We start from the raw sequence: 21,539 nt of genomic DNA, 5'->3' as shown, positions 1-21,539 counted from the left end.
AATCCTCTCTTGTTCACCTGAGTCCACGGCTACATATTGGACGGAAATTGGACAGGATGAGATCCATGGCCAAGCGCGTCCGCGACGCCGTTCTCGACTCCCCGACGGCGCGTGCGAAACTCAAGCAGCAGACGAAACCTTACTTCCGATCGATCGATCGCGGCCTTCATCTCGGCTACCGCAAGGGCAAGACCGGCGGCACCTGGGTGGCGCGGCGCTACCTCGGCGACGAGCGATATGCTGTCGAAGCGCTCGGCCGGGCGGATGATCGGCAGGCCGCGAACGGCACGACGATCCTCACCTTTCAGCAGGCGCAGGACCGCGCGCGCGGCAGGGTGAAGGAGGTTGAGGAGGCCGAGCGGATCGCCGCGCTCGGACCGACCATCACGGTGCGGAACGCTATCACAGCGTACATCGAGGCCTGCGAGGTACGGGAAGCGAAGAACAGGAGTGGCTTGGCTCTCCGGCGGCACACCCGCTCCCGTCTTACCAAGCACGTGCTGCGGGGAGACCTCGCCGAGAAGGCTCTTCAGGCACTCACGGTCGACGACCTTCAGACCTGGCGGGCGGCTGCAGCCACGACAATGGCGGACGGCGGCGTCCGCCGGGTCACCAATGATTTCCGCGCGGCGCTGAACGCCTCAGTGCGTCGCCATGCGGCTCAGTTGCCGGCGACAATCAGCACGACGATCCGCAACGGCCTCGCGGCTCAGGCAGCGTCTGCGCCCGTCGCTCGGGAAGCCCAGATCCTGCCGGACGCCGACGTCCGACGCCTCGTCGCCGCAGCGGCAGAGGCGGACGCCGACGGCGATTGGGATGGCGATCTCCACCGCTTGGTTGTGGTGCTGGCGGCCACGGGGCTGCGGTTCTCGCAGGTCACTCGCATGACGGTCGCGGACGTCCAGGTCGAGCAGAACCGGCTCATGGTGCCGGTGAGCCGGAAGGGGACGGGTACCCGCCACACGTCGCACATCGGCGTGCGCGTCGCCCCGGATGTGATCACCGCTCTGCGTCCGGCCTTGGTCGGCCGCCGCGGGCAGGAACCGCTTCTGATGCGCCCACGCTGGCAGAAGGTGACGGTGCGGGACCATCGGAAAGTTGGCCGCGTTCGTTGGGGCGAGGCCTCCGAGATGCTGCGTCCGTGGGCGGAGGTCCTGAAGAAGGCCGGGGTCTCCAGCAACCTCGTTCCCTACGCGCTGCGCCATAGCAGCATTGTCCGCGGCCTGCGGGCCAACCTGCCGGTCCGGCTCGTGGCCGCGCTCCACGACACGTCCACCGCGATGATTGAGGCGCACTACTCCGCCTACATCGTCACGGCCTTGGACGAGTTGGCAGCACTCGCGGCCGTCTCTCTGGTCACGCCAGTCCCGGCGCAGCTCCGGAGCGTCGGATGAGCCGACCGTCTGGGATCCCATCCTGGGCGCCCCGTGGAACCGTCCTGATGCAGGAAGCCGCGGGCCTCACCAATGAAGTGGCCGATCGGCTCCTGCGGGATCCGAGAATGGAGCAAGCCTGGAAGGATCTGCAGAGGCTGCCTGAGCCAGCTGATCTGCAAGAGAGGATCGAAAGGATCCGTGCCGGCTTCTCGCCAGATGCCTACACGCAAGAGAAACTGGACCTAACGGCATTTGATAGACAATCGGCTGCGCTCTTCTATCAAGTTATGGTCGAAGTTTATCAGCCCGAGAGAACATACTGGACGAAGGGTGAGGCCGACAAATTAGCAATGCCCTTCCTCGATGCGGCAAGGCTTTGCGAGGAAAGTGCTCGAAACGACAGCACGATCCGAATGCGTAGCGATCTGCTGGAAGCGCTCAAGCTGGTGGGCAGCTACTTCCAATCTCAGGGCGACATGAGGCAGATGCGCAGCAACCCGCGCGTTCTCGGTCGGCGCCTCCCTGGCGTCTCGGATGAGAAGCGAGGGCACGCGAGAATGGTCGCGACGATGATCCGCGATCTATTCGGCCCTCCGCCAGGCAATTTCCCGCACTCGGCAGTCGCGCGCTTCGTGACCGTCAGCCTGGGAACCGATGACGAAATTGATGAGCTGAAGGAAAGCGTCCGCGATTGGTGCAAAGGCCTCCCGCTGGAAGGTGCAGCCCTATAGCCGAGGGGCTCCAATAAGGAATTTCGTTGCTTCCGTTCCGGCAGCAGCGGGGGCATGGCTAGCTCAACTCCACCACGTATCTCGTGGACTCACGGAGTTAGCCAGATGCCTCGCAAGAGTGTTCAGGCCCGGGCGAATGAGACTGCAACCGCAGCTCTCCGCCCAATCCAAATCCTTCATTCCGACGAAACCAGCGCGTTCAGCGTTCCGGAGTTCTGCGCTCGGAACAAGATCGGCGAGAGTTCTTATTTCTACCTGAAGGCCATCGGCCGAGCGCCCAAGTCAACACGCGTCGGACGGCGCGTGATCATCTTCCCGCAGGATGAGGCTGCTTGGCGCCAGAGCATCCAGGATAACCCGCTGCCGGCCTCACTGCGCCGCGCGGCTGAAGCCGTCGCCAAGAAGGAGGCCGCTTAGCACGATGGCCCATAGAAAAGGTGAACCCCGCCGCGACGGCAATCGCGGGCGGGGCTCGGAATTCTCGGTGGGCACCGATGGTTCTGAGATAGCACCCACCCCGCTCGAAATCCAGACCGCTCGCCTCCGCGCGCAGTACGTTTTCAGCCCGGCGCTCGCGGCGGTTATCGCGGCCCACGCCTACAGCGTGGCGGATCGTTGGGGGCGCACATGAACGCCCTCTCTCATACCAGATCCGTCACGCCGCTCGCGTTCGATGCGATCGCAGAACGCGCCGGGCTTGCCGCCCGGTACGCGGAAGCCGCCGCCTACCTCGCCGCTGCGCAAGACGGTCCTGGCATGGCCCACGCCCTTGGATGCGCCGGTCGGGCGCTCCTGGCCGCCAGTCAGGCCGCCGCGGCCCTCCGCCCCGCAGCACAGGAGGCGTCGCGATGAGCATCGCCAACATTAGGCGCATCATGGACGACACGGACGCCCGCCTTCATCGCGCGAAGGATGAAGATGAGGTCCGGCAGATCGGGATCGATCACGTCCGCGCGCTCGGCGCGGATCTGGCCACCACGGCCTACCTGAGGCTCATCTCCGAGCCGGAACGCACCGTTCAGCAGCAGGCCGAGTTTCTGCAAGAACTCATCGCGGGGCTGTTCCAGTCCATCGAAGAGACGTTCGCCCATCATGGCGTGCGAGACGTCGCCCTGCTCTCTGATCACCTTGAGGCGGCGGATGTCGGGTTCGTCTGCCGCCTCGACGAGCTGTTCTCCGTGGTGCGGATCGGAGGGCACGCCTGATGGATCTCCGCTCCGCGGCGCGCGCGCTCGGGGGCGAGGTGGTCGGCCGGGGCATCCTCTGCCCCGGTCCGCACCACAGCCGCCAGGATCGCTCCCTCTCCGTCCTCTTTGACGCCTCGGCGCCGGGCGGGTTCACCCTGCACAGCCATGCCGGCGATGACTTCGGTATCTGCCGCGATCACGTCCGCGATCGGCTCGGCATGGGTGCGAATTATTCCGCACCTTCAGAGCGGCTGATCAAGCATGGCAATGTCAGCCATGATCCAAGTTTGGATTGTGAGTGCGAAGGGGGTGGGTATTCACCACCCCCTCCTTCCGGCTCGGACCGGACTGGGCTCGCGCTTCGGATCTGGCGCGAGGCTCGGGAGCCGGCTGAGACGCCGGTCGCCCGATACCTCTCCCGCCGCGGCCTCGACCTCGTCGACGATGTGCACGGAGTTCTGCGGTTTCATCCGAACTGTCCGTTCGCGGGCGGGCGGACGCCGGCCATGGTCGCGCTGGTCCGGAACATCGTCACCAACCAGCCGCAGGCGATCCATCGCTCAGCTTTGAGCCATGAAGGGCGGAAGGTTGAGGTCGACGGGAAGGACCGGCTCGCCCTCGGGAGCATTCGCGGCGGCGCCGTGAAACTCACGCCGGACGAGGAGGTCACAACCTGCCTCGGGATTGCCGAAGGTGTTGAAACGGCACTGTCGTTCCGCCGCCTGCCCGAATTCGGGGCCTCGCCCGTCTGGTCCGTCCTGAACGCGGGCGGGATCACCAGCTTCCCGGTTCTGCCCGGCATCGAATGCCTCTGGATCGCGGTCGACAACGATCCGGCCGGGCGGGGCGCATCTGAATTGTGTGCCGACCGCTGGCGCCGCGCAGGCCGTGAGGTGCTGCTCGTGCACCCCACCGGCGACGGCGCTGATCTCAACGACATCCCGGAGGTGCGGCATGGCTGAGCCTGCCTATACCATCGAGCATCTGCGCCCGCGGGCCGAACGTCGGGACACCGGAGCAGGCCGTGCAGGCTCCGCGATCAGCATCCGCTGGCACGGCGACGCAGACCCCAACGCCGATCGAGCTTGGCTCGTGCGGGATCTCGTCTTCGAGACCGGCAAGGGCCTGCTCGCCGGCCAGTGGGGCGGCGGCAAGACGTTCGGCGCCCTCGACCTCAGCGCGTCCGTGATGACTGGGAGCCCCTTCGCAGGGAAGCGTGTGATGCGGCAGGGCGGCGTCCTGTTCATCGCACCGGAGGGATCCTTCGAGATCCCGATCCGCCTGAAAGGCATCGTTCACGGCAAGCTCGGGCCGGACGCACCGGAGCGGTTGCCGTTCGCTTGGATCGAGGAATGCCCGCGCCTGCTCGATGCCGATGCCGTGCCGCAGCTCGTCATGGTGGCGAAGATGGCGGCCGAGCACCTGGCTGAGGCCTTTGACCTGCCGCTCGCCCTGATCGTGATCGACACCGTCGCGGCCGGCGCCGGCTTCATGGACGAGAACTCAGCCGCGGAGGCGCAGCGGGTGATGAACGCCATGGAGGCCTTGAGCCACCACACCGGGGCTTTCGTGCTCGGCGTCGATCACTTCGGCAAGGCCGTGGAGACCGGCACCCGGGGCTCGTCCGCGAAGGAAGCCGCAGCCGACGTGGTGCTGGCCATGCTTGCCAGCCGCGACGAGGCCGGCACGATCAGCAACACCCGCATGGCGATCCGGAAGGTGAGGGGAGGGCGCTGCGGGTACGAAATCCCCTACGCGCTGGAGGTCATCACCGTCGGCGAGACCTACGACCGCGAGCCGATCACCACGTGCATCGTGAACTGGCAGACGGACCGGATCTCGGCCTCGGCCGTCGCGGTAGCCAAGGAGCGCTGGCCGACTTCCCTCAAGGTCTTTCGGGAAGCTCTGCTCTCCAGCCTCGCCGATCATGGCCTTCGCGCTTGGCCCTACGGTGCCGATCAGGCCGAAGTGCAGGCCGTGCCGCTCCAGACCGTCAGGGCGGCGTTCAGCGCGATCTACCCGGCGGACGGAGATGACGAGGCCAAGCGGTCGGAAGCCAAGCGCAAGGCGTTCAAGCGCGCCGTTGAGACCTGCCTCGGTCGGAGCCTGATCGGTTCGGTCGCCCTCGGTGGCGTCGATCACCTCTGGTTGAAGCCGGACACGGACTAACCGGACATCCGAGACCGGACAGACAGGACACTTCCTAGTGTCCTTGTCCTGTCCGTCCGGAAACGGACAGCGGACATCCGGGACATTTGTCCGTTTTGTCCGGTTTGTCCGGGTCTTGGAAGGGGCAGGGGACAGGGTTCGGATTGCGGGCGCCGAACCCAGTCATAATTGCAGATTTAATCTGCGGAAGCCGAGCATTTGCTGTCTTTGGGCAAAGAAACAGTTCAGTGGGGCGCAGTGAACCGTTACGCGCCAATGACTTAGCGGTCGATCTACACTATCTTATCCAACCGATGTCCAATAAGGCGCGCGGATCGGTGGCAGATAGCCCGAGCATTGCAGTTCAGAAGCCGTCGCACCGGAGCCGCGTCACGAACGGCAGCACCTTGCTGCAGAACGTGGACGGGCGTTCGGGCTGGGCGCGGCGCATGCGGGACCTCATGGCGCTGCACTTGTCCGACCTGGGCGGGGAGGGCGCCGTGTCCGCCGCGGAGAAGTCCATCATCCGCCGGGCGGCGACGCTAACCGTCGAACTGGAGCGGATGGAAGAGCGGTTCGCCACGGACGGTGAGGCCGACGCGGACGCCCTGGACCTCTACAGCCGCACCTCCGGAAACCTGCGCCGGTTGCTGGAGGCCATCGGCCTGCGACGCCGCCCCCGCGACGTGACCCCCGACCTCCGCGACTACATCGATGCGAGGCCGGCGGCATGAACCTGCTTGAGGCCATGTCCGACCCGAAGCTGTTCGGGCCCTGGTTCAAGGATGCCGACACCTGGGCGGCCTGGAGGGGCTTCGTAGGCTCCCTGTTCGGCCTGCCGCTGTCCGAGGCCGAGGCAACCACCTTCCGGGCCTGTACGGGCCGCTCTGAGGCTCCTGAGGCCGCCAGCACCGAGGCATGGCTCATCTGCGGGCGCCGTGCCGGCAAGAGCTTCGTGCTGGCCCTAATCGCGGTCTACCTCGCCACCTTCCGCGAGTACCGTCAGCACCTCGCTCCGGGCGAGCGGGCGACCATCCTGATCATCGCCACCGACCGCCGGCAGGCGCGGACCATCTTCCGGTACATCCGCGGCCTGCTGACCGAAGTGCCGATGCTGGCCCGCATGATCGAGCGGGAGACGGCGGATGAGTTCGACCTCACCAACCGCGTCACCATCGAGGTCGGCACCTCCTCCTATCGCGCCGTCCGCGGGCGCACGCTGGCGGCGGCCTTGTGCGACGAGCTGGCGTTCTGGCCGTCCGACACCTCCGCGAGCCCCGACTATGAAATCCTGGACGCCCTACGCCCGGCGATGGCGACGATCCCGAACGGGATGATGCTGTGCGCCTCCTCGCCCTACGCGCGGCGTGGCGCCCTCTACGATGCCTTCCAGCGCTACCACGGCCGGGACGATGCTCCCGCGCTGGTGTGGCGTGCTGCGACGCGGACGATGAACCCCAGCGTGCCGCAGCGGGTGATCGACGAGGCCCTGGAGCGGGACCTCCCGAGCGCGTCGGCCGAGTACCTGGCCGAGTTCCGCAGCGATGTTGAGAGCTTCATCACCCGCGAGGTGGTGGAGGCTGCGATCTCCCGCGGCGTGGTCGAGCGGGCGCCGCTGTCGAAGGAGTCCTACTTCGCCTTCGCGGATCCGTCCGGCGGCGCCTCGGACTCCATGACGATGGCGATCGTCCACCGGGAGGGCGACCGCATCGTTCTGGACGCTGTACGCGAGCGGAAGGCCCCGTTCAGCCCCGAGGCGGTGGTCTCGGAGTTCTCGGACCTCCTGAAGCGCTACCACCTCAGGAAGGTGGTCGGCGACCGGTACGCGGGCGAGTGGCCTCGGGAGGCGTTCCAGCGCCACGGGATCACCTACGAGCCGGCTGAGAAGCCCAAGAGCGCGCTCTACCTCGACCTGCTGCCGAAGCTGAACAGCGGCGAGGTCGACCTCCTCGACGTGCCGCTGCTGACGACGCAGCTCATCACCCTTGAGCGCCGCACGGCTCGCGGCGGCCGGGACAGCATCGACCACGCCCCGGGGGCGCACGACGACCTCGCGAACGCGGTGGCGGGAGCGGTGGTCGGCATCGGCAGCAAGCCCAAGCCCCTCATCGTCACGCCCGAGCAGGCTGCGTCCTTCGCGCGCCCCGGCAGCGCCATGCGCTCCCGCGCCCGCCTCCGCTACGGGAGCCTGCGCTGATGCCGATGACCTCGAAGCTCGCGGTGAAGAGCGGCCCGCTGGACCCGTTCGCCCGCGCGGTACTGCGGGAGCTGAACAAGCGCGTCGCCATTGGGATCCCGGCGTCGAGCAAGCATCCCGCCGAGAAGGGCGAGGCGCCGATCTCGAACGCCGTGCTCGGCTACCTCTTCGAGCATGGCCAGCCGGAGAAGAACCTGCCCGCCCGCGCGCACCTCGTGCCGGGCGTGGAGAGCATCCGCGATCAGGCCGCCGAACGGCTGCTCAAGGCTGCCAAGGCCGCGTTCCTGGGCGACCTGGATGCGCCGGAGAAGGCCCTGCACGCCATCGGGCTCATGGGTGTCGCGGCCGTCCAGCAGCAGATCGCGGACGGCGCTTTCGCGCCCCTCGCCGAGCGTACCGTGAAGGCCCGGATCCGTCGCGGTCGAACCGGCACCAAGCCGCTGATCGACACGGGCGCCTACCGCCGGTCGTTCACCTACACCGTCATGAGCCGAAATATTCGAGAGTGAGGGACAGCCTATGAGCTACCGCGTCTGCTTGTATTCGGCCCAGTCTCTACTGATCGACGGCCGCCCGTGCCGCCGTTGGCCTGCTGCGGCCTACACCGGCATTGCGAATGACCAGCGATACTTCGCCATCGTCCAGCCGGTGAACCTGATGTCCGCGTCCTGGGCGCCGGCCTCGGCGGTCACCGGCAACCCGGCGGACGGCGGCGTGATCGAGCTGCACGCGCCGACGGAGAAGCCCTCCGACGTGCCGCTGTCCAACTTCATCCCCTGGAACCCGCCAAGCAACTGAAGGAGAGGCTGATGCCCGAAAGTCCCATGAAGTTTTGTGCCTCGATGACGAAGTGCAGCAAGGCCTACACGGTCGGCGCACCCGGCACTGTGAAGATCGCGCACGACAGCGCTCCGATCGACGAAAGCAAGATCAACGGCATTCTCACGTTCCTGTCGAGCAAGCTGTCGGAAGGCGACTTCGCGACCATCACCGACATGCTGGACGACGTGATCGACAAGGCCGAGGATCTGAACCCGACCAAGCGCATGGCTGCGGACGCCCTGCCGGCCGCGACGCGCCGCATCGTGCGCCGTGCCGTCCGCGCGCCGCTTCTCGGCTACGACGCCCGCCCGGACGGCATGGGCATGGCGCTGGACGCGCAGCGCGAGGCCACAACTAAGGCCGTGCTCCCGAACCACGGTCGGCTGAAGGATGCCGGTTCGTTCGGCTACGCAGCGCCGATGCCGAGGAAGCCCTCGCGTCCGATGACGGAGGCGGAGAGAGCCGAAACCGCCCGGGCGTTCCCGAACATGTTCAAGGGGAGCTGAGCACCATGGCGAAAGCAGCCCTCACCCTGATCCCGCCCGCCCGCACGCCCGAGCGGCAGCGGCTCGCCGACGCCATCGCTGAGCGCGACCGTCGAGACGCCCTGGTCGAAGCCAAGCGCGCCGAGATCAAGGCCATTGAGGAACGGCGCTGGTCGATCTGGTCCCGTCGCGATGAGCTTGAGGAGACAGTTCGGCGCCTAGAAACCGGACACAGCGAGGCCGAGCGCCGCGATGCTCTGTTGCGTGGTGAAACCCTCGCACCGGACCAAGACATCGACGTCGTGCGGACGCAGTTGGCCGCAGTGAACGACGAGCTGACCGGCTCGAAGAAGAATGAGGCCGAGCTGCTGAACGATATTCAGCTGCTCAACATGCCGCGCGATCTCGCGCGATCGGACGTGGACAGTGCGATCGAGGCAGTTCTCCTCGCCGACCCCGTGCGGGCCGCACTGATCGACGAACTGCAGCGGCTGGAGCCACGGGTGACGAGGCTGCGGCAGGCCGTGGGCAACACTTTCGGGCTTTGGAGCGTCGTTGACGAGTATAAGCCCGGCGCCGTGTTGGCTGCGCCGTGCCCCTGGCAGGCCGCGCGCGACCGCCTCGCCTCCGATCCCGATGCCCGGCTACCCATGCCGGAGGACGTGTTCGCCGAGCCGCCCCCGCGCTCGGCAGCCTGATGCTGCGCAGTCACCGGCATAGCTGACAGGGCGGGTGCCGGACGCGCAGCAAGTGCGGGGCTTTCGAGCTTCACCCGCACGGCGCCCAGCCGCAGAGTGGCGCTCTCCAAGTAACCACGGCATCGGGCCGGATGCTCAGCCAAGATCCCGCGCCCGTCGAGACTGTCCCCGGCGCCAATGACGTGCCGGGGACGCCAGTGGATAGGCGGACATGACCGAACAATACCTGCGCAATATGTCCGTCGAGATCCAGGGCGGAAAGACGTTCACCTATCGTGGTGACGAGAACGGCGGGCAGGGCCTGCGCATGACGTTCGAGATCACCATGCGCGACATCAGCGCACCGAATGTCGCACGGATCGGAGTCTTCAACCTCGCGGACAGCAGCACCCAGCCTGCGTTCTTCGTGGGCAAGCGGGTGAAGGTGAGCGCCGGCTACGTCACCGGGCAGAGCTACGTCCTATTCGACGGCGAGATCATCCAGGCCCGCAATCTCCGCGTGGATGTGACCGACAAGGTCCTCGCGATCCTGGCGACGGATAGCAGCACGCCTCGGAATTATGCCGTCGTGAACAAGACGCTCTCTGCGGGGCACACACACAATGACAGGGTGATGGCCTGCTATGAGCCGATGAAAGCCATGGGCGTGGGGCTCGGCTTCATCGACACAGAAGCTTTGACGAAGGTCAAGTTTCCCCGTGGGGCCGCGCTCTTCGGCAATGCGAAGGACTGGCTGCGGCAGACCTGCCAGGCCACGCGCACGTCATGGTCAATTCAGAACGGCAAGCTCCAGGTTCTATCGAACGACAAAGCGTTGCCGAACGGCGATATCGTCCTGAACAGCAAAACCGGGTTGGTCGGTCTGCCGGTGCAGACCATCCAGGGCATCGAAGGTGTGTGCCTGCTCAACGGCAACATGGTCCCCGGTTGCGTCGTGCGGATCGACCAGAAGTCTATCCAGCAAGCCGAGTTCGACCCGAGCCTAGCCGGAGCCCCGAACAACAAGTTGCTGGAACAGACCGGCGTGTCGGCGGATGGCAGGTACAAGGTTCTGTACGTCGGACATGTCGGCGATAGCCGGGGCGAACCGTTCTTCACCAACTTTATCTGCGTGAAGATTGAGAACGGTCGGGTGCCCTACGCAGTGGCGCAACGTGGAATTGGGATGCCCGCCAATGGACAGTGAGAACAACCTTGAGCCGTCGGTTTTTCATGGGGCCATGAATGGCGCGCGTGTTGGCTTGGCTCACTTCGGCATCTCCGCTGACGACGAGATTTGCGCTCAGGTCGCGGTCGCTGTCCTGACGGGATTTGTCATGTGCCGGGGACTTGAACCCGAAAGCCTGGAACGGCTGCGCGACATCACCCTGCGAGCCTGGGAAGCATCGGAGAAGCGCAGCCATGACGCCTGAGTTCGAGATCGCCGGCAACCGCTATCGGTTCGACCGGATGCCCGCACAGACGGAGACCCGCATCCTGCGCCGGTTCGCCCCCATGATCGCGGAGGCGGTACCGCTCGTCTTGGCCCCTGGCCCCCGCATCGCGCTGCGCTCCAACATGGACGTGCAGAAGGTCATCCAGACCGTGTTCCGCGCCTGGGGCAGGCTGTCGGACGACGACACGGACATGATTGAGCGCGCGAGCTGCGGAAGCCTCACGCGTGAGCACGGCGGCGCATGGGTGCCGGTCTGGCCGAAGGGCGACCCGGAACCGGCCTTCCCCGACATCGACGGCGCCACGCTGGAGCACATGGTCGGCTACGCGCTCGGCTTCACGGTCAAGCGGTGGCTGGAGGGCGGCGGCGAGATGGTGCCGGCCGAGATCCGCGCCGTCATCGGCAAGCTGCACTGAGGGGGGAATGACCATGGACGACTGGCTGAAATCCTTCTCCGTCGCGCTCGGCTTTCAGGTCGACACTGGCTCGCTCAACACGGCGAAGAAGTCGATCGCCGACTACGAGGCCGCCGTGAAGGCCGCCGAGAAGCGCATCGAAGATGCCCGGTGGGCCGGGGCGAAGTCCGAGCAGGAAATCGCCAAGCTCACTATGGACACGAACCTCAAGGAGGCGCGTGCCGCATTGGCCGCCGCCGAGCAGAGGGAGAAGGCCGAGCAGGAAGCCGCCCGCAAGCGGGATGCCCGGCACAAGGAGTTCATGGCCGGCATGTCGAAGCTGGCTCTGGCCGCGACGGCGATGGCGACGGCCGTGAGCTACGCCGCCAACGCGGTCACGCGCTCGTTCGACAACCTCGGCTTCATCTCGCAGCGGACGGGCGCGTCCGTTCAGGCTCTCAACTCGCTCGGCTACGCCTTCAAGCAGTTGGGCGGCTCGTCCGACCAGGCTGTCGGTGCCGTGGAGAGCTTCGCGAAGGCGATCCGCGAGAACAGCGGCGTCAAGTCGTTCGTGGAGGGGCTTGGCGTCGACACGACGAAGGACACGGCCCAACAGCTCCTCGACACGGTAGAGGCGCTGAACAAGCGACCCTACGATGTAGGCTTCCGGGAAGCTGGATTGGCCGGCATCTCCGAGGAGAACTACAATCTCATCTCTCGCCAGCTAGCCCAGATCAAAGCCTATCGCGCCGAGTACGATGCGATGACGAAATCGCTCGGCGTGAACAGCAAGGACGCGACCGACGCGTCTATGGCGTTCCAGCGGTCGCTCAACCGTCTGCAGGCGACCGCATCCGCGCTGAGCGACAAGCTACTCGTCAGCCTCGCGCCAGCCCTCAAGAGCATCGTCGACCACTTCCAGGACTGGATCCGCTCGAACCCCGAGAAGGTCGAGCGGATCATGGACGGCATCTCCAGGGCCGTCGTGTGGGTGGCTGAGAAGATCGGCGCCTTGGTGCAGTCGTTCACCGGGTCGAGCGGCGACGAGTTCATGAAGCGGTGGGAGGCCTTCGGCACGCGCGTCCGGCAGTTCGCCGACAACATCGAGCGCATCGCCAACGGGATTGAGAAGATCGCCCGGTTCCTCAACTGGGCCTCCGGCACGCGGTCCCCACTCGGTGATCCTCAGCGCACGGCCGACATCCTCAACCAGATGCGACGGGATCGCGGCGACACGGACGTGCCCGCTGTCGTCGTCACGCCTGGCGCGTCGCCGGGCCCGGTTCGCGACCGTCGCACGCCTTGGCAGCGGCACGCCCCGACGTGGCTCGGCGGCCAGCCCGATCCCAACGCGCCTGCGGTTGAGCGTACCGGCCTGCGGCGACGCGGCGACCGCAACGCCGAGGCGATTGGTAGGCTTAACCCGCGGGCTGCCGAAGGGCCCGGACGCTATCGGCCGGAGTACAAGCTGAGCGACGCCGATCTGAGCCAGCGCACGGCGGACATCATCGCGGGCGAGGCCATCCGCAGAAACCCCGAGAGCATCGATGCTGTCATCAACAACATGCTCAACCGCGTCGGGTCGAAGGGGTGGGGACCGAGCCGCAATCTGCAGGAGGTAGCGACGGCGCCTGGGCAGTATGAGGCCGCTTGGAAGGGGGCGGGGGCCAGCCCTTCCGAAACCGAATTCATCCGCTCCCGCATCAAGGCTATCGCGTCCGGCGGCATTCCCGACAACACCAACGGATCCAACGCCTTCAGGGCCTCAGGGTATCGAGGGCCTTGGTTCCAGAGGAATGCGAACGCACCCGTCGTCGGGGGCAATCGGTTCGGCTACGAACCCGGCGTGCCGAACGGACCTTACGCGCCGTACAGCACCCCGAAGGACGTGCCCCCGCCGAAGCCTGCCGACGCGAGCACGTTCCCGATCAAGGTCACTGCGCCCAAGATCGAGATCAGGGGTGCGGAGGGTGCGAGCGCGCTGCCTCAGATCCGCATTCCGCACCGGATGGATCCCGGCGGGTTCGACGTGAACGCGTTGTTGCGGCCGGATCCTGCCATCTCGTCAGCCGTGCAGAACAGCACGGTCACGAACAACCGAGCGGTGCATCAGACGTTCAACACCAAGACCACGATCACGGGCGCCGACCGGCCGCAGGAGTCTGCGCGCGTCATGGAGAAAGCGTTCAGCCGGATGCACGACCTGGCCCTGATGAACGCGCAGTCTGCGACGGTCTAGCGGTGTTCGCGGCAGATGGGCGTGCGGGGATTGGCTTTGCAGTAGGCCGCATCCCCGCCCGCACTGGAGCCGAACCCGACGATGGCCGGCGGCTTGTCGCCGAGGCACATCAAGGACAGGCGAAGCGCTCCTACCTCGGGCAGGTACTTCCCGCTTTCCATGACGCCCCACATCTCGCGAGCTTCCTCGCCCTGAGCGGCCGCCCATCGCTGGCACGCCTCAGCGGTCGCAGGTGACGGCAGGGGCGTGAGCATGGGCATGTTCGCCATCGCCGGCTCGACAGCGAAGGCGAGGATCATGGCGGCGAAGGCGTAGCGCATCCTAGCAAAATAACTCTCAGAGAGGCGGTGTCGAGCCAAGATGCTGCCAGCCAAGGGGCTGATGCTGCTCATGGTATACCGGGCGATTAAACCAGAGGGCCGCACCTGCGAGGCTATGGCGATCAGAGGACAGGCAACTGACCACACTCTGCCTCGCACTGAGGAGAGCGCTCGAAGGCAGGTGACAACCCAAATTTATTGGGACTGCTGCAGCCAACCTAAGCTTGACGCTCCGACCTGGCTGATGCGCATAGTGCGCGGGGGCCAAAAAATCAGGGCAAACGAGATGGGCGTCGAAGCTGCGCGTTTGGCTTCAGGAACTATCAAAAGCAACCATTTCGGTAGCGCAAACACAACTGTCATAGGGCAGCTGTATACGACCAATGAGCCAGACATAAAGGCGGTTGTAAAGGCGCTCAGTCCGCGGCAAATTGCTAACGAACTCATTGCGGCTGCTTTAGCGGAAGCGCTGGGGCTTCCCGCCCCGCGCTCATTTCTAGTTTTCGCAGATCCTGCTGACTCCTTCAGTACGAATAACTATAGTCATTCTTCTGGAGAGATTATATATTACGGAAGTGAATTATCCGCCAATCAGACCCTTATTGCATATTTCAATTCCGTCGACATCTTGGCCTTCAAGATGATACACAGTTATGCTGAATGGGGCAATTTGTTAGCTTTTGACGAATGGACCGCGAACTCAGATCGACATCTAAAAAATTACATGTACGATGGCTCGAAGATCATCCTGTTTGACCACGATCAATGCTTAACAGGACCACAGTGGACCCCATCGCAGCTAGTAGCCAATCACATATACCAATGTCACGCGCGCATACTTCAGATCCATAGCTCAATGCCCCAAGACAAAAAGGACCAAGCAGCAGCGTTGGCCGGCAAGCTTGAAACTTTGGCCGCTCAGCTAGATGTTTCTTCTCTCATAACAAGCAGCTTAGCATCAGAGGTGCAGAACAATATCCCGAATGATTTGCCAGCCGCAGAGAAATTCTTGAAAGAAAGAATACCGTTTATACAGAAACTCTGCAAAAGCCGCTTGGCTTGAGGATAGGGCCGATGAGCAATTTTATTCTTCCGCCACGGCACACCTACAAAGCCACGTGGTCGCCTGTATACTACTATCCGGTGATAGGATCCAATGATTGCTACACCGTTGGAGTCGTCGCATTCGGGGATAATGGCGAAAGCATAGTCTTAGAAGCCAACAGGCTCGCCAGCTTAAACTGTCTGTTTGGCACGGCCGCCGAACAACATGTTCAGTTTATTAGGATGAGCTTGGATTGTCTCCGCGATGAAATCAAAGATCGCGGGCCCGCCTTTTTTGAGCAAGAAATGAACTTGGGTGGACTTGTTCGTCTGGGCCAATCAAGTCGAGGGTCGGGCTTTGATCTGAGATCTATAGCACTGTCGTGGTTGTCGAAAATCTCTACACTGCACTTTTCCGATACATTAGACATCGCTCTATTGCGCGAGGAAAGAGTGCTAGCAGACACCGCCACCAAGAAAGAACCAAAACTTGTCCCGGCAATCCGAGAAGAGATAACTGTCATCAATCCAAAGTTGGCCGTAAATTTCAACGCTGAGTTTCACCCGAAGGGCCGTCTGTTGCCAGTACGCCTTGGATACAGCGGGGAGAAAATTGTAGCAAATTTCGATCGTATACCTCAGCGCAATCTTGGCGCAGCGCTCGAAAGAATTCGATCGAAACTCTGGCTGCTAGCAGAACACCGAGATCAAACATTGCACGAAACTTCTAAATCCCATGAAATGCTAGTCGTACCCGCTGCGTCGATTGATCGACAGACTGGAGAACACGACATGGATTTCATTGGCAAAGCTTGCGCCGACATGGAGAAAGAAGCAGACCGGCGAGAAATTCGGTTTCGTCAATTTGCATCTGCGCAGTTAGCCGCCCAGCACATATTTAGCGTTGAGGCTACTGGACGACCTCTCCATGCCTAACGTTGAAACCACGATTTGGAGAAAAATTCACTTCAGATAGCCCTTAGCCTTCAGATGCTCCGCGAGGATCTGGCGGATCGCCTCAGCACGCGATGGCGGTGGGACTGGCTGTTCCTCCCGCCAACTTTCGACGGCGGCAACAAGCTCCGGTGGCATCCGGATACCTTGGTGGGGCGTCACGCCGGTCGCTGGGCGGCCGCGCTTTTTCTGGGTATCAGGAATTGACATCCACATGATTTCCTGGGTATCAGAAAAGCGGGCCGAGAGGAAGAGGCAACTTCCGTCTCGGCCCTGACCACGAACTGAAGGGGTCTACAGTTATGGCTATCCACCACCCTACACCGCCCATCGGCGGCGGTGAACGCCCGCGCTTGCCTTCAGCACAGGTAGGTCCGGTCACACAGGCCATCCGCACGATGCGGGCGGCTCATGCTGTCGCAAATCTTGCGACTGCATTCGTGGCCGCCGCGCCTTCTCTCAAGGGAGGCCAGGCATGACGTCCGTCGTCGACGCCGACAAGCTCGTGAGGGACATGAGCAACGCCGAGATTGCGGCAATGGATTTCAAGCCCTGGGATCGGAACGGAGCGTGCCCGGTTCCAACCTCCGATCAATTCGACCAGTTCAAGCGCATCGCGCCCTGGCTGCGCATCGCGTGGCTCTATCTGACGCTGCCGCGGGAGGATCTTGCCGACGCCATTGGAGAGATGGACGCGCCGGACCTTGATACCTTGGAGGGCGTGCTGCGCACCACCAAGGAGAACTGCCAGGCGATCGCAGACATGTGCGCCTGCGCGGAGTCGCGGATGATGATCGCCTATGCGGTCCTCACCCTTCGAAGTGAAAGCGCGGGAGGCGAGGTATGAGCACCGCCTCCACCCGTCGCGCCGCCTTGGGCGCCATCCTCGCGGCTCCGCTGGCATCTGTGCCGGCCACTGCCTCCGCTGCGTCGGCCACCCCGGCTTTGGTGCGACTGATTGCGAAGAATGACCGTATCAACGACCTGCTGAACGCCTCGGATGGCGCGTCTGGCTTCGATCCCGGTCTCGTTCGAGCCGCAGGGGTGATCCGGTCGCGCGTCGCAGCTTTCCCATCCCGTGGGCTGCCGGACATCCTCGCTAAGGCTTCGTGCCTCGCTAGGCTTTACCCTCTCGCAGACGCCGAGGAGCAGGTGCGAGAGTCGCTCAATGGTTATGCGTTCTTGGACGAGATGTCGGTGGCGCTCGCCGTTGAGGTGATGAAGCTGGCGGAGGGCACGCTATGCGCCTGATCTACGCCTTCCTCGCGGTCCGGATGCTCCGGCTCGCCCGCTTCGACCTGTTCCGGCACGAGCTGCTGATGGCAGACGCAGACGCGGCCCTCGCCCGTTCGCGGGACCGGGTGCGGCTGGCTGAAGCTCTGGCTGCGCGGGCGGACCTGCCGTCGCTGGCGGCCGGGCGGTGAGATGTCTCCGCGCTTTTGCGGTTGCGTATCTCGCCAGGTTGGCGACTCACGGGAGGGGGTCGCGCTTCGCGATCCCCTTGGCATCCACGCCCGCCCACGACGATCGGGGGTTGAGAAGGGCGGGCGGGCGCGGAGGTCGATCCAGGGTCGACCAGTAGACGATACTGCAACCTGCCCGGGTCGTCCTCAACCCGAGCGACAGATCCCCACGAACGTCGCTCGCGCACCCGGTGCGGGCGGCAAACTCCACCCCGCTCCATGAGAGCTTATTGGACAACGCTTTGACGGGCGAGGGCTCAGAGTCGAGCAAGCCACTGACTAATAACAGCAATTTTTGCAGTGTGTTCGTGCGATCTGTGCCCTGGAAGGGCCGACACTAGCGCCGCCGCAGCACCCGCTTGAGCCGGCTGCCCGCGTGCGGATCGACGTAGTGCAGCAGGGCCGTGGCCCGGATCGCGTCGGACGCGCAGGGCTCGTTCGTGTGCAGCGAGCGGTAGCCCCAGAAGAAGTAAAGGCTTCCCGGCTTCAGCGACAGGCGGATCACGCGGTCGCTGCCGCGGTCGTAGGCGCGGGTCAGGAGCTTCTGCGCGAGCGGATTGTCGACCAGCGCCTTGTCGACGAGGTTGCGGAGGTAGCTCCGACGCAGTGCGCGGGTGTTCGGGTGGATGATCAGGCGCCCCGGAGTACCGTGGTCCGGCATCGTGACGGGGACGAGGGCCGTGAGCACGTACGAGTCGAAGTGGAAGCGCATCGAGTGCGTCCTGGCGCCATGTCCCGCCAGACAGCGCAGGATCTGGTAGTAGCCGACATCCGGCGCGGGCCGTCCCACGGCGCTCTCGTAGATGCCGCGGCACAGGGCGTTGAAGGTCGGGTCGTCCGGCAGGGCGGCCAGGAACGTGCCGCCGAGATCCTTCGTCCCGGTGAAACCCGCGTACTCACCGCCCTTCGCGGCGACCGCCCGCGCGACGAAAGCCTGCGCCACGCGCAGGTCCTCCGGGCTCACGTAGTCCTCGAGAACCGCGTAGCCCTGTGACGTGATCTGCTGCGCGATCGCCCCCGCCACGGCGCCGGAGGGGACCTTGAACATGTAGCTCATGGGACCGAACCTTGCCGACCCGAGCCAGACGACACCTGAGAGCCGGTTCGAACGCCATCAGGCGCATTATCTGAGCCGATAGAGTCGGATTCGTCAATCATTCATCTGGATAAATAGCTGCACAAGATGGCGCAAGTTGCGCCATTACTGCACAGGCCGCCGGGACGAAGGGGGCTATGGGTTCACGGCGCGGCGGCGGATGGGTCCGCGCGGAGACCCTGCGGATCGGAGGAACGGGCCGGCCCGCGCGCGGCTCTGCATCCACGTCCGCGTCCCGACAAGATGTGGGGCCCACCAGGCAGCGGACGTGGAGGTCGGCAGAACCAACCCGTCCTTGATCGCGTCGGCCCGCTCGCCGGTCGCCCTCATTTGATGCGCTCGCTGCGCTGACGAACCGCGTCCAGCGCTCACGCGGACGCGCAGGGCGCGCAAGCTCCGGCCCGGACCGGGACGTCCCGGGCCCCTCGGCCAGGACGCGGGGCCTGCATGCGGGGCTTGGACGCGGGGCGTCGCGCCGTCCCCGCCGGCGGAGTCAGGTGTCGGCCAGTGGAGGGACGGCACGTCGCGGCGGCCAGCAGAAGAAAATTCCCTTCGAGTCCGCCGCTCAACTCTGATGGAAGCCTAGGTCGGGCGAACCGGGCACGGCGAGACAACACATATATTTGAATACAAGATCTTTACGGGAATTTGTATTAGGCTATAACGGATTTTGCAGGATCACAATCGTCGCGCAGCGTCGCCTCTGGTTGCGGTGAGATCGGGGAGGTCTCGGATGGACCACGCGGACGACGTCGTATCCGAGGCGGCGCTCGTCGCGGCGCTCGAAGCCTCGGGCGGCGTCGGCTTCTGGATGTGGGACATCCTCCGGGACGAGGCGCGGGCCGATCCGGTGAGCGCCCTGCTGTTCAACATCAGCCCGGCCCGGTCGCGGGTCGGGGTCAGCCTCGCGGAGCTCTTGAAGGCCGTCCATCCGGACGATCAGCCCCACATCTCGCAGGTCATTCTGGACTGCGTCCGGACCGGCGGCTCCTACACGGCGGAGTACCGCGTCTGCTCGCCGGAAGGGCGGCTGCGGTGGCTGTTCACCCGCGGGCACTTCTACCTGGACCAGGACGGGCGACCGACCACCGGACGGGGCGTGATCGTCGAGATCTCGGACAGCAAGGCGGCCGGCGCGGCTTTCGCGGAGCGCGACGGGGACACGATCGACGACGCCCTCAGCCGCACCGCCGACCTCTGCCTGTCGCTGCACAACACGGTCTCGGTGGTCGGCGACACCGCCCTCGTGGCGCTGACCGAGACGCTGCTCCTCGAGATCGGCAAGCGCCTCGCGGAGCGCCAGCGCGCCGAGCGCAGCGGCGGCCTGCACTGAGCGGGGCAGCTGCCGGAGGTCGCGGATCGTCCGCTCGATGCGCGCCGCCCCGGCCTCGTCGACCGGCACCGGCCGGCCGGTCTCGTGCGGCCCGTCCGGGAGCGGCGGCCCCCCGCCTGCGACCTTCCGACCGGAACTTGGCCGTGCGGCACCCGTGTTTGCCGGTTGAATGAGCCCCGCGCTCGCAACTGCTGAGAGGTGAACGCCATGACCATGGACGCCCGCGAGATCTACGTCACGGCCCTGAAGAACACCCATGCTGTGGAGATGCAGGCGCTGCAGATCATGGAGCGGCAGGTCGAGCGCCTGGAGCGCTATCCTGAGATGGAGCAGGCCCTGCGCCGCCACATCGAGGAGACGCACGGGCAGCGCCACCGGCTGGAGGAGGCGCTCCAGAGCCTGGGCGACAGCCCCTCGACCCTCAAGGAGGGCTTCCTGGGCTTCGTCGGCAACATGATGGCCCTGGGTCACACGCCGGCCCAGGACGAGATCCTGAAGAACACCTACGCCAACCACGCCTTCGAGAATTTCGAGATCGCCGCCTACGAGTCGCTGCTCACCATCGGCGACGCCGCCGGCAAGCAGGGCCACCGGACGGCGTTCGAGCAGTCCCTCAAGGAGGAGCAGGCCATGGCGGAGGCGGTGCGCAAGCTGATCCGCCCGACCACCGAGCGCTATCTCTCCCTGACGGTATCCGGCGCCAAGGCCGACCGCTGAGGTCCCGCCGTCCCCGCCCCGAGACCGGGCGGGGACGGCCTCCCGTACCACTTTCGCCCGCTACCCGAGCCACGCTGACCCAGTCTGATCGCGCGCCCATGGACATCGGAAGCCGCCCATCGACGGACAGTCCCCGGCCGGAGCCGGAAACCGCCGGCGGGGCCCTGGGGAGGGGATGCGTCCACCTCTGCGTGGACATGCAGCGCATGTTCGCCGAGCCCACCGACTGGCAGACCCCGTGGATGAATCGCGTCCTGCCCCATGTCTGCCGCCTCGCGGCGGCGCATCCGGAGCGGACCCTCTTCACCCGCTTCATCCCGGCCGCCCGGCCGGGCGAGGGCCGCGGGACCTGGGCGACCTACTCGCGGCGCTGGGCCGGCATGACCCGGGAGCGCCTCGACCCGGGCCTGATCGACCTCGTCCCGGACCTCGCCCGACTGGCTCCGCCCGCCGAGATCGTCGACAAGACCGTCTACTCGCCCTGGCTCGAGACGGGTCTCGACGCGCGCCTGCGCGCGCGGGGGGTCGACACGCTGATCGTCACAGGCGCCGAGACTGACGTCTGCGTGCTGGCCGCCGTGCTCGGCGGGGTCGATCTCGGCTACCGGATCGTGCTGGCCACCGACGGCCTGTGCAGTTCCTGCGACGAGGCGCACGACGCCCTCCTGCTGATGTACCGGATGCGGTACGGCCACCAGGTCGAGACGATGACGACCGCCGAGATCCTCGACCGCTGGCACTGAGCCGGCCACGCGCCCTCCCGCCGCGCCCGAGCATCCGATCTGTAATGGCCAAGCTCAAGGCGAGTTCTCGGCCCGGCTCCGCCGGCCACCCCGGCTCACGAACACTCGATCCGTGCGGCCGCGCACGCGAAAAACAGTCGCGGCGCATGAACCGGT

General features: G+C 65.2%; 26 protein-coding genes. 24 read left to right on the top strand and 2 right to left on the bottom strand.

Features of this window, described 5'->3' with window-relative positions; translation table 11 throughout:
- Positions 1 to 65 precede the first annotated feature (65 nt).
- From ABIC30_RS13995 to ABIC30_RS13920, 16 genes are all read left to right on the top strand, one after another.
- A complete protein-coding gene (locus ABIC30_RS13995) occupies positions 66 to 1,394 on the top strand; it encodes a tyrosine-type recombinase/integrase (protein ID WP_354455489.1) in 1,329 nt (442 codons plus the stop codon).
- A gap of 47 nt (positions 1,395 to 1,441) precedes the next feature.
- On the top strand, positions 1,442 to 2,107 hold the full coding sequence (locus ABIC30_RS13990; protein WP_354455487.1) for a hypothetical protein: 666 nt from the start codon (positions 1,442 to 1,444) through the stop codon (positions 2,105 to 2,107).
- Between the two features lie 105 nt (positions 2,108 to 2,212).
- Positions 2,213 to 2,524, top strand: coding sequence for a hypothetical protein (locus ABIC30_RS13985; protein ID WP_354455485.1), 312 nt, complete (start codon positions 2,213 to 2,215; stop codon positions 2,522 to 2,524).
- A 431-nt stretch (positions 2,525 to 2,955) separates the two neighbouring features.
- Complete coding sequence (locus tag ABIC30_RS13980; RefSeq protein WP_354455483.1) at positions 2,956 to 3,312, top strand: hypothetical protein; 357 nt, start codon at positions 2,956 to 2,958, stop codon at positions 3,310 to 3,312.
- Positions 3,312 to 4,256: a DUF7146 domain-containing protein gene (locus ABIC30_RS13975; RefSeq protein WP_354455481.1), complete on the top strand. Its 945-nt coding sequence runs from the start codon at positions 3,312 to 3,314 to the stop codon at positions 4,254 to 4,256. Before ABIC30_RS13980 ends, ABIC30_RS13975 begins: the two co-directional genes overlap by 1 nt.
- The gene (locus ABIC30_RS13970) at positions 4,156 to 5,463 is read left to right on the top strand and encodes an ATP-binding protein (protein ID WP_354455479.1); all 1,308 of its coding nucleotides are present in this window, start codon (positions 4,156 to 4,158) and stop codon (positions 5,461 to 5,463) included. Before ABIC30_RS13975 ends, ABIC30_RS13970 begins: the two co-directional genes overlap by 101 nt.
- A 386-nt stretch (positions 5,464 to 5,849) precedes the next feature.
- Complete coding sequence (locus ABIC30_RS13965; protein WP_279593594.1) at positions 5,850 to 6,176, top strand: hypothetical protein; 327 nt, start codon at positions 5,850 to 5,852, stop codon at positions 6,174 to 6,176.
- Positions 6,173 to 7,639, top strand: coding sequence for a terminase large subunit domain-containing protein (locus ABIC30_RS13960; protein WP_354455477.1), 1,467 nt, complete (start codon positions 6,173 to 6,175; stop codon positions 7,637 to 7,639). The genes ABIC30_RS13965 and ABIC30_RS13960 overlap by 4 nt, the downstream gene beginning before the upstream one ends.
- Positions 7,639 to 8,148, top strand: a complete 510-nt coding sequence (locus tag ABIC30_RS13955; protein ID WP_354455475.1) for a hypothetical protein — start codon at positions 7,639 to 7,641, stop codon at positions 8,146 to 8,148. Before ABIC30_RS13960 ends, ABIC30_RS13955 begins: the two co-directional genes overlap by 1 nt.
- 10 nt (positions 8,149 to 8,158) lie before the next feature.
- On the top strand, positions 8,159 to 8,437 hold the full coding sequence (locus ABIC30_RS13950) for a hypothetical protein (protein WP_354455473.1): 279 nt from the start codon (positions 8,159 to 8,161) through the stop codon (positions 8,435 to 8,437).
- A gap of 89 nt (positions 8,438 to 8,526) precedes the next feature.
- Positions 8,527 to 8,967: a hypothetical protein gene (locus ABIC30_RS13945; RefSeq protein ID WP_354455471.1), complete on the top strand. Its 441-nt coding sequence runs from the start codon at positions 8,527 to 8,529 to the stop codon at positions 8,965 to 8,967.
- Positions 8,968 to 8,972: 5 nt separating this feature from the next.
- Entirely contained in the window at positions 8,973 to 9,644 is a 672-nt protein-coding gene (locus tag ABIC30_RS13940; RefSeq protein ID WP_354455469.1) for a hypothetical protein, read from the top strand.
- A gap of 211 nt (positions 9,645 to 9,855) precedes the next feature.
- Positions 9,856 to 10,830 (top strand): hypothetical protein, encoded by a 975-nt coding sequence (locus tag ABIC30_RS13935; protein ID WP_354455467.1) that lies wholly within the window; start codon positions 9,856 to 9,858, stop codon positions 10,828 to 10,830.
- Entirely contained in the window at positions 10,820 to 11,056 is a 237-nt protein-coding gene (locus tag ABIC30_RS13930; RefSeq protein WP_354455465.1) for a hypothetical protein, read from the top strand. The genes ABIC30_RS13935 and ABIC30_RS13930 overlap by 11 nt, the downstream gene beginning before the upstream one ends.
- Complete coding sequence (locus ABIC30_RS13925; RefSeq protein WP_354455463.1) at positions 11,046 to 11,495, top strand: phage tail assembly chaperone; 450 nt, start codon at positions 11,046 to 11,048, stop codon at positions 11,493 to 11,495. Before ABIC30_RS13930 ends, ABIC30_RS13925 begins: the two co-directional genes overlap by 11 nt.
- A 7-nt stretch (positions 11,496 to 11,502) precedes the next feature.
- The gene (locus ABIC30_RS13920) at positions 11,503 to 13,713 is read left to right on the top strand and encodes a phage tail tape measure protein (protein WP_354455461.1); all 2,211 of its coding nucleotides are present in this window, start codon (positions 11,503 to 11,505) and stop codon (positions 13,711 to 13,713) included.
- On the opposite strand, the gene ABIC30_RS13915 is transcribed toward ABIC30_RS13920, so the two are convergent.
- On the bottom strand, positions 13,710 to 14,033 hold the full coding sequence (locus ABIC30_RS13915; RefSeq protein ID WP_354455459.1) for a hypothetical protein: 324 nt from the start codon (positions 14,031 to 14,033) through the stop codon (positions 13,710 to 13,712). The genes ABIC30_RS13920 and ABIC30_RS13915 overlap by 4 nt on opposite strands.
- 40 nt (positions 14,034 to 14,073) lie before the next feature.
- Between ABIC30_RS13915 and ABIC30_RS13910 the strand changes: the two genes are divergently transcribed.
- The 5 genes from ABIC30_RS13910 (at position 14,074) to ABIC30_RS13890 (ending at position 17,455) form a co-directional block, all read left to right on the top strand.
- Positions 14,074 to 15,096 carry a HipA family kinase gene (locus ABIC30_RS13910; protein WP_354455457.1) on the top strand — a complete coding sequence of 341 codons (1,023 nt, stop codon included), beginning with the start codon at positions 14,074 to 14,076 and terminating at the stop codon, positions 15,094 to 15,096.
- Positions 15,097 to 15,107: 11 nt separating this feature from the next.
- Entirely contained in the window at positions 15,108 to 16,013 is a 906-nt protein-coding gene (locus tag ABIC30_RS13905) for a hypothetical protein (RefSeq protein WP_354455455.1), read from the top strand.
- Positions 16,014 to 16,506: 493 nt separating this feature from the next.
- Positions 16,507 to 16,878: a hypothetical protein gene (locus tag ABIC30_RS13900; RefSeq protein WP_354455453.1), complete on the top strand. Its 372-nt coding sequence runs from the start codon at positions 16,507 to 16,509 to the stop codon at positions 16,876 to 16,878.
- A complete protein-coding gene (locus tag ABIC30_RS13895) occupies positions 16,875 to 17,282 on the top strand; it encodes a hypothetical protein (protein ID WP_354455451.1) in 408 nt (135 codons plus the stop codon). The genes ABIC30_RS13900 and ABIC30_RS13895 overlap by 4 nt, the downstream gene beginning before the upstream one ends.
- A complete protein-coding gene (locus ABIC30_RS13890; RefSeq protein ID WP_056532220.1) occupies positions 17,273 to 17,455 on the top strand; it encodes a hypothetical protein in 183 nt (60 codons plus the stop codon). The genes ABIC30_RS13895 and ABIC30_RS13890 overlap by 10 nt, the downstream gene beginning before the upstream one ends.
- A gap of 376 nt (positions 17,456 to 17,831) precedes the next feature.
- On the opposite strand, the gene ABIC30_RS13885 is transcribed toward ABIC30_RS13890, so the two are convergent.
- Complete coding sequence (locus ABIC30_RS13885; protein ID WP_020093208.1) at positions 17,832 to 18,551, bottom strand: phytanoyl-CoA dioxygenase family protein; 720 nt, start codon at positions 18,549 to 18,551, stop codon at positions 17,832 to 17,834.
- A 772-nt stretch (positions 18,552 to 19,323) separates the two neighbouring features.
- Between ABIC30_RS13885 and ABIC30_RS13880 the strand changes: the two genes are divergently transcribed.
- The 3 genes from ABIC30_RS13880 (at position 19,324) to ABIC30_RS13870 (ending at position 21,383) form a co-directional block, all read left to right on the top strand.
- The gene (locus ABIC30_RS13880; RefSeq protein ID WP_020093209.1) at positions 19,324 to 19,923 is read left to right on the top strand and encodes a PAS domain-containing protein; all 600 of its coding nucleotides are present in this window, start codon (positions 19,324 to 19,326) and stop codon (positions 19,921 to 19,923) included.
- 207 nt (positions 19,924 to 20,130) lie between these two features.
- Positions 20,131 to 20,640, top strand: a complete 510-nt coding sequence (locus ABIC30_RS13875; protein WP_020093210.1) for a ferritin-like domain-containing protein — start codon at positions 20,131 to 20,133, stop codon at positions 20,638 to 20,640.
- A gap of 98 nt (positions 20,641 to 20,738) precedes the next feature.
- Positions 20,739 to 21,383, top strand: coding sequence for a cysteine hydrolase family protein (locus ABIC30_RS13870; RefSeq protein WP_081636479.1), 645 nt, complete (start codon positions 20,739 to 20,741; stop codon positions 21,381 to 21,383).
- Positions 21,384 to 21,539 lie beyond the last annotated feature (156 nt).

This window comes from Methylobacterium sp. 1030 (assembly GCF_040544715.1).
GTDB lineage: Bacteria > Pseudomonadota > Alphaproteobacteria > Rhizobiales > Beijerinckiaceae > Methylobacterium.
The sequence above is the reverse complement of the archived record's forward strand: the minus strand, read 5'-3'. Positions and strand labels throughout refer to the sequence as shown.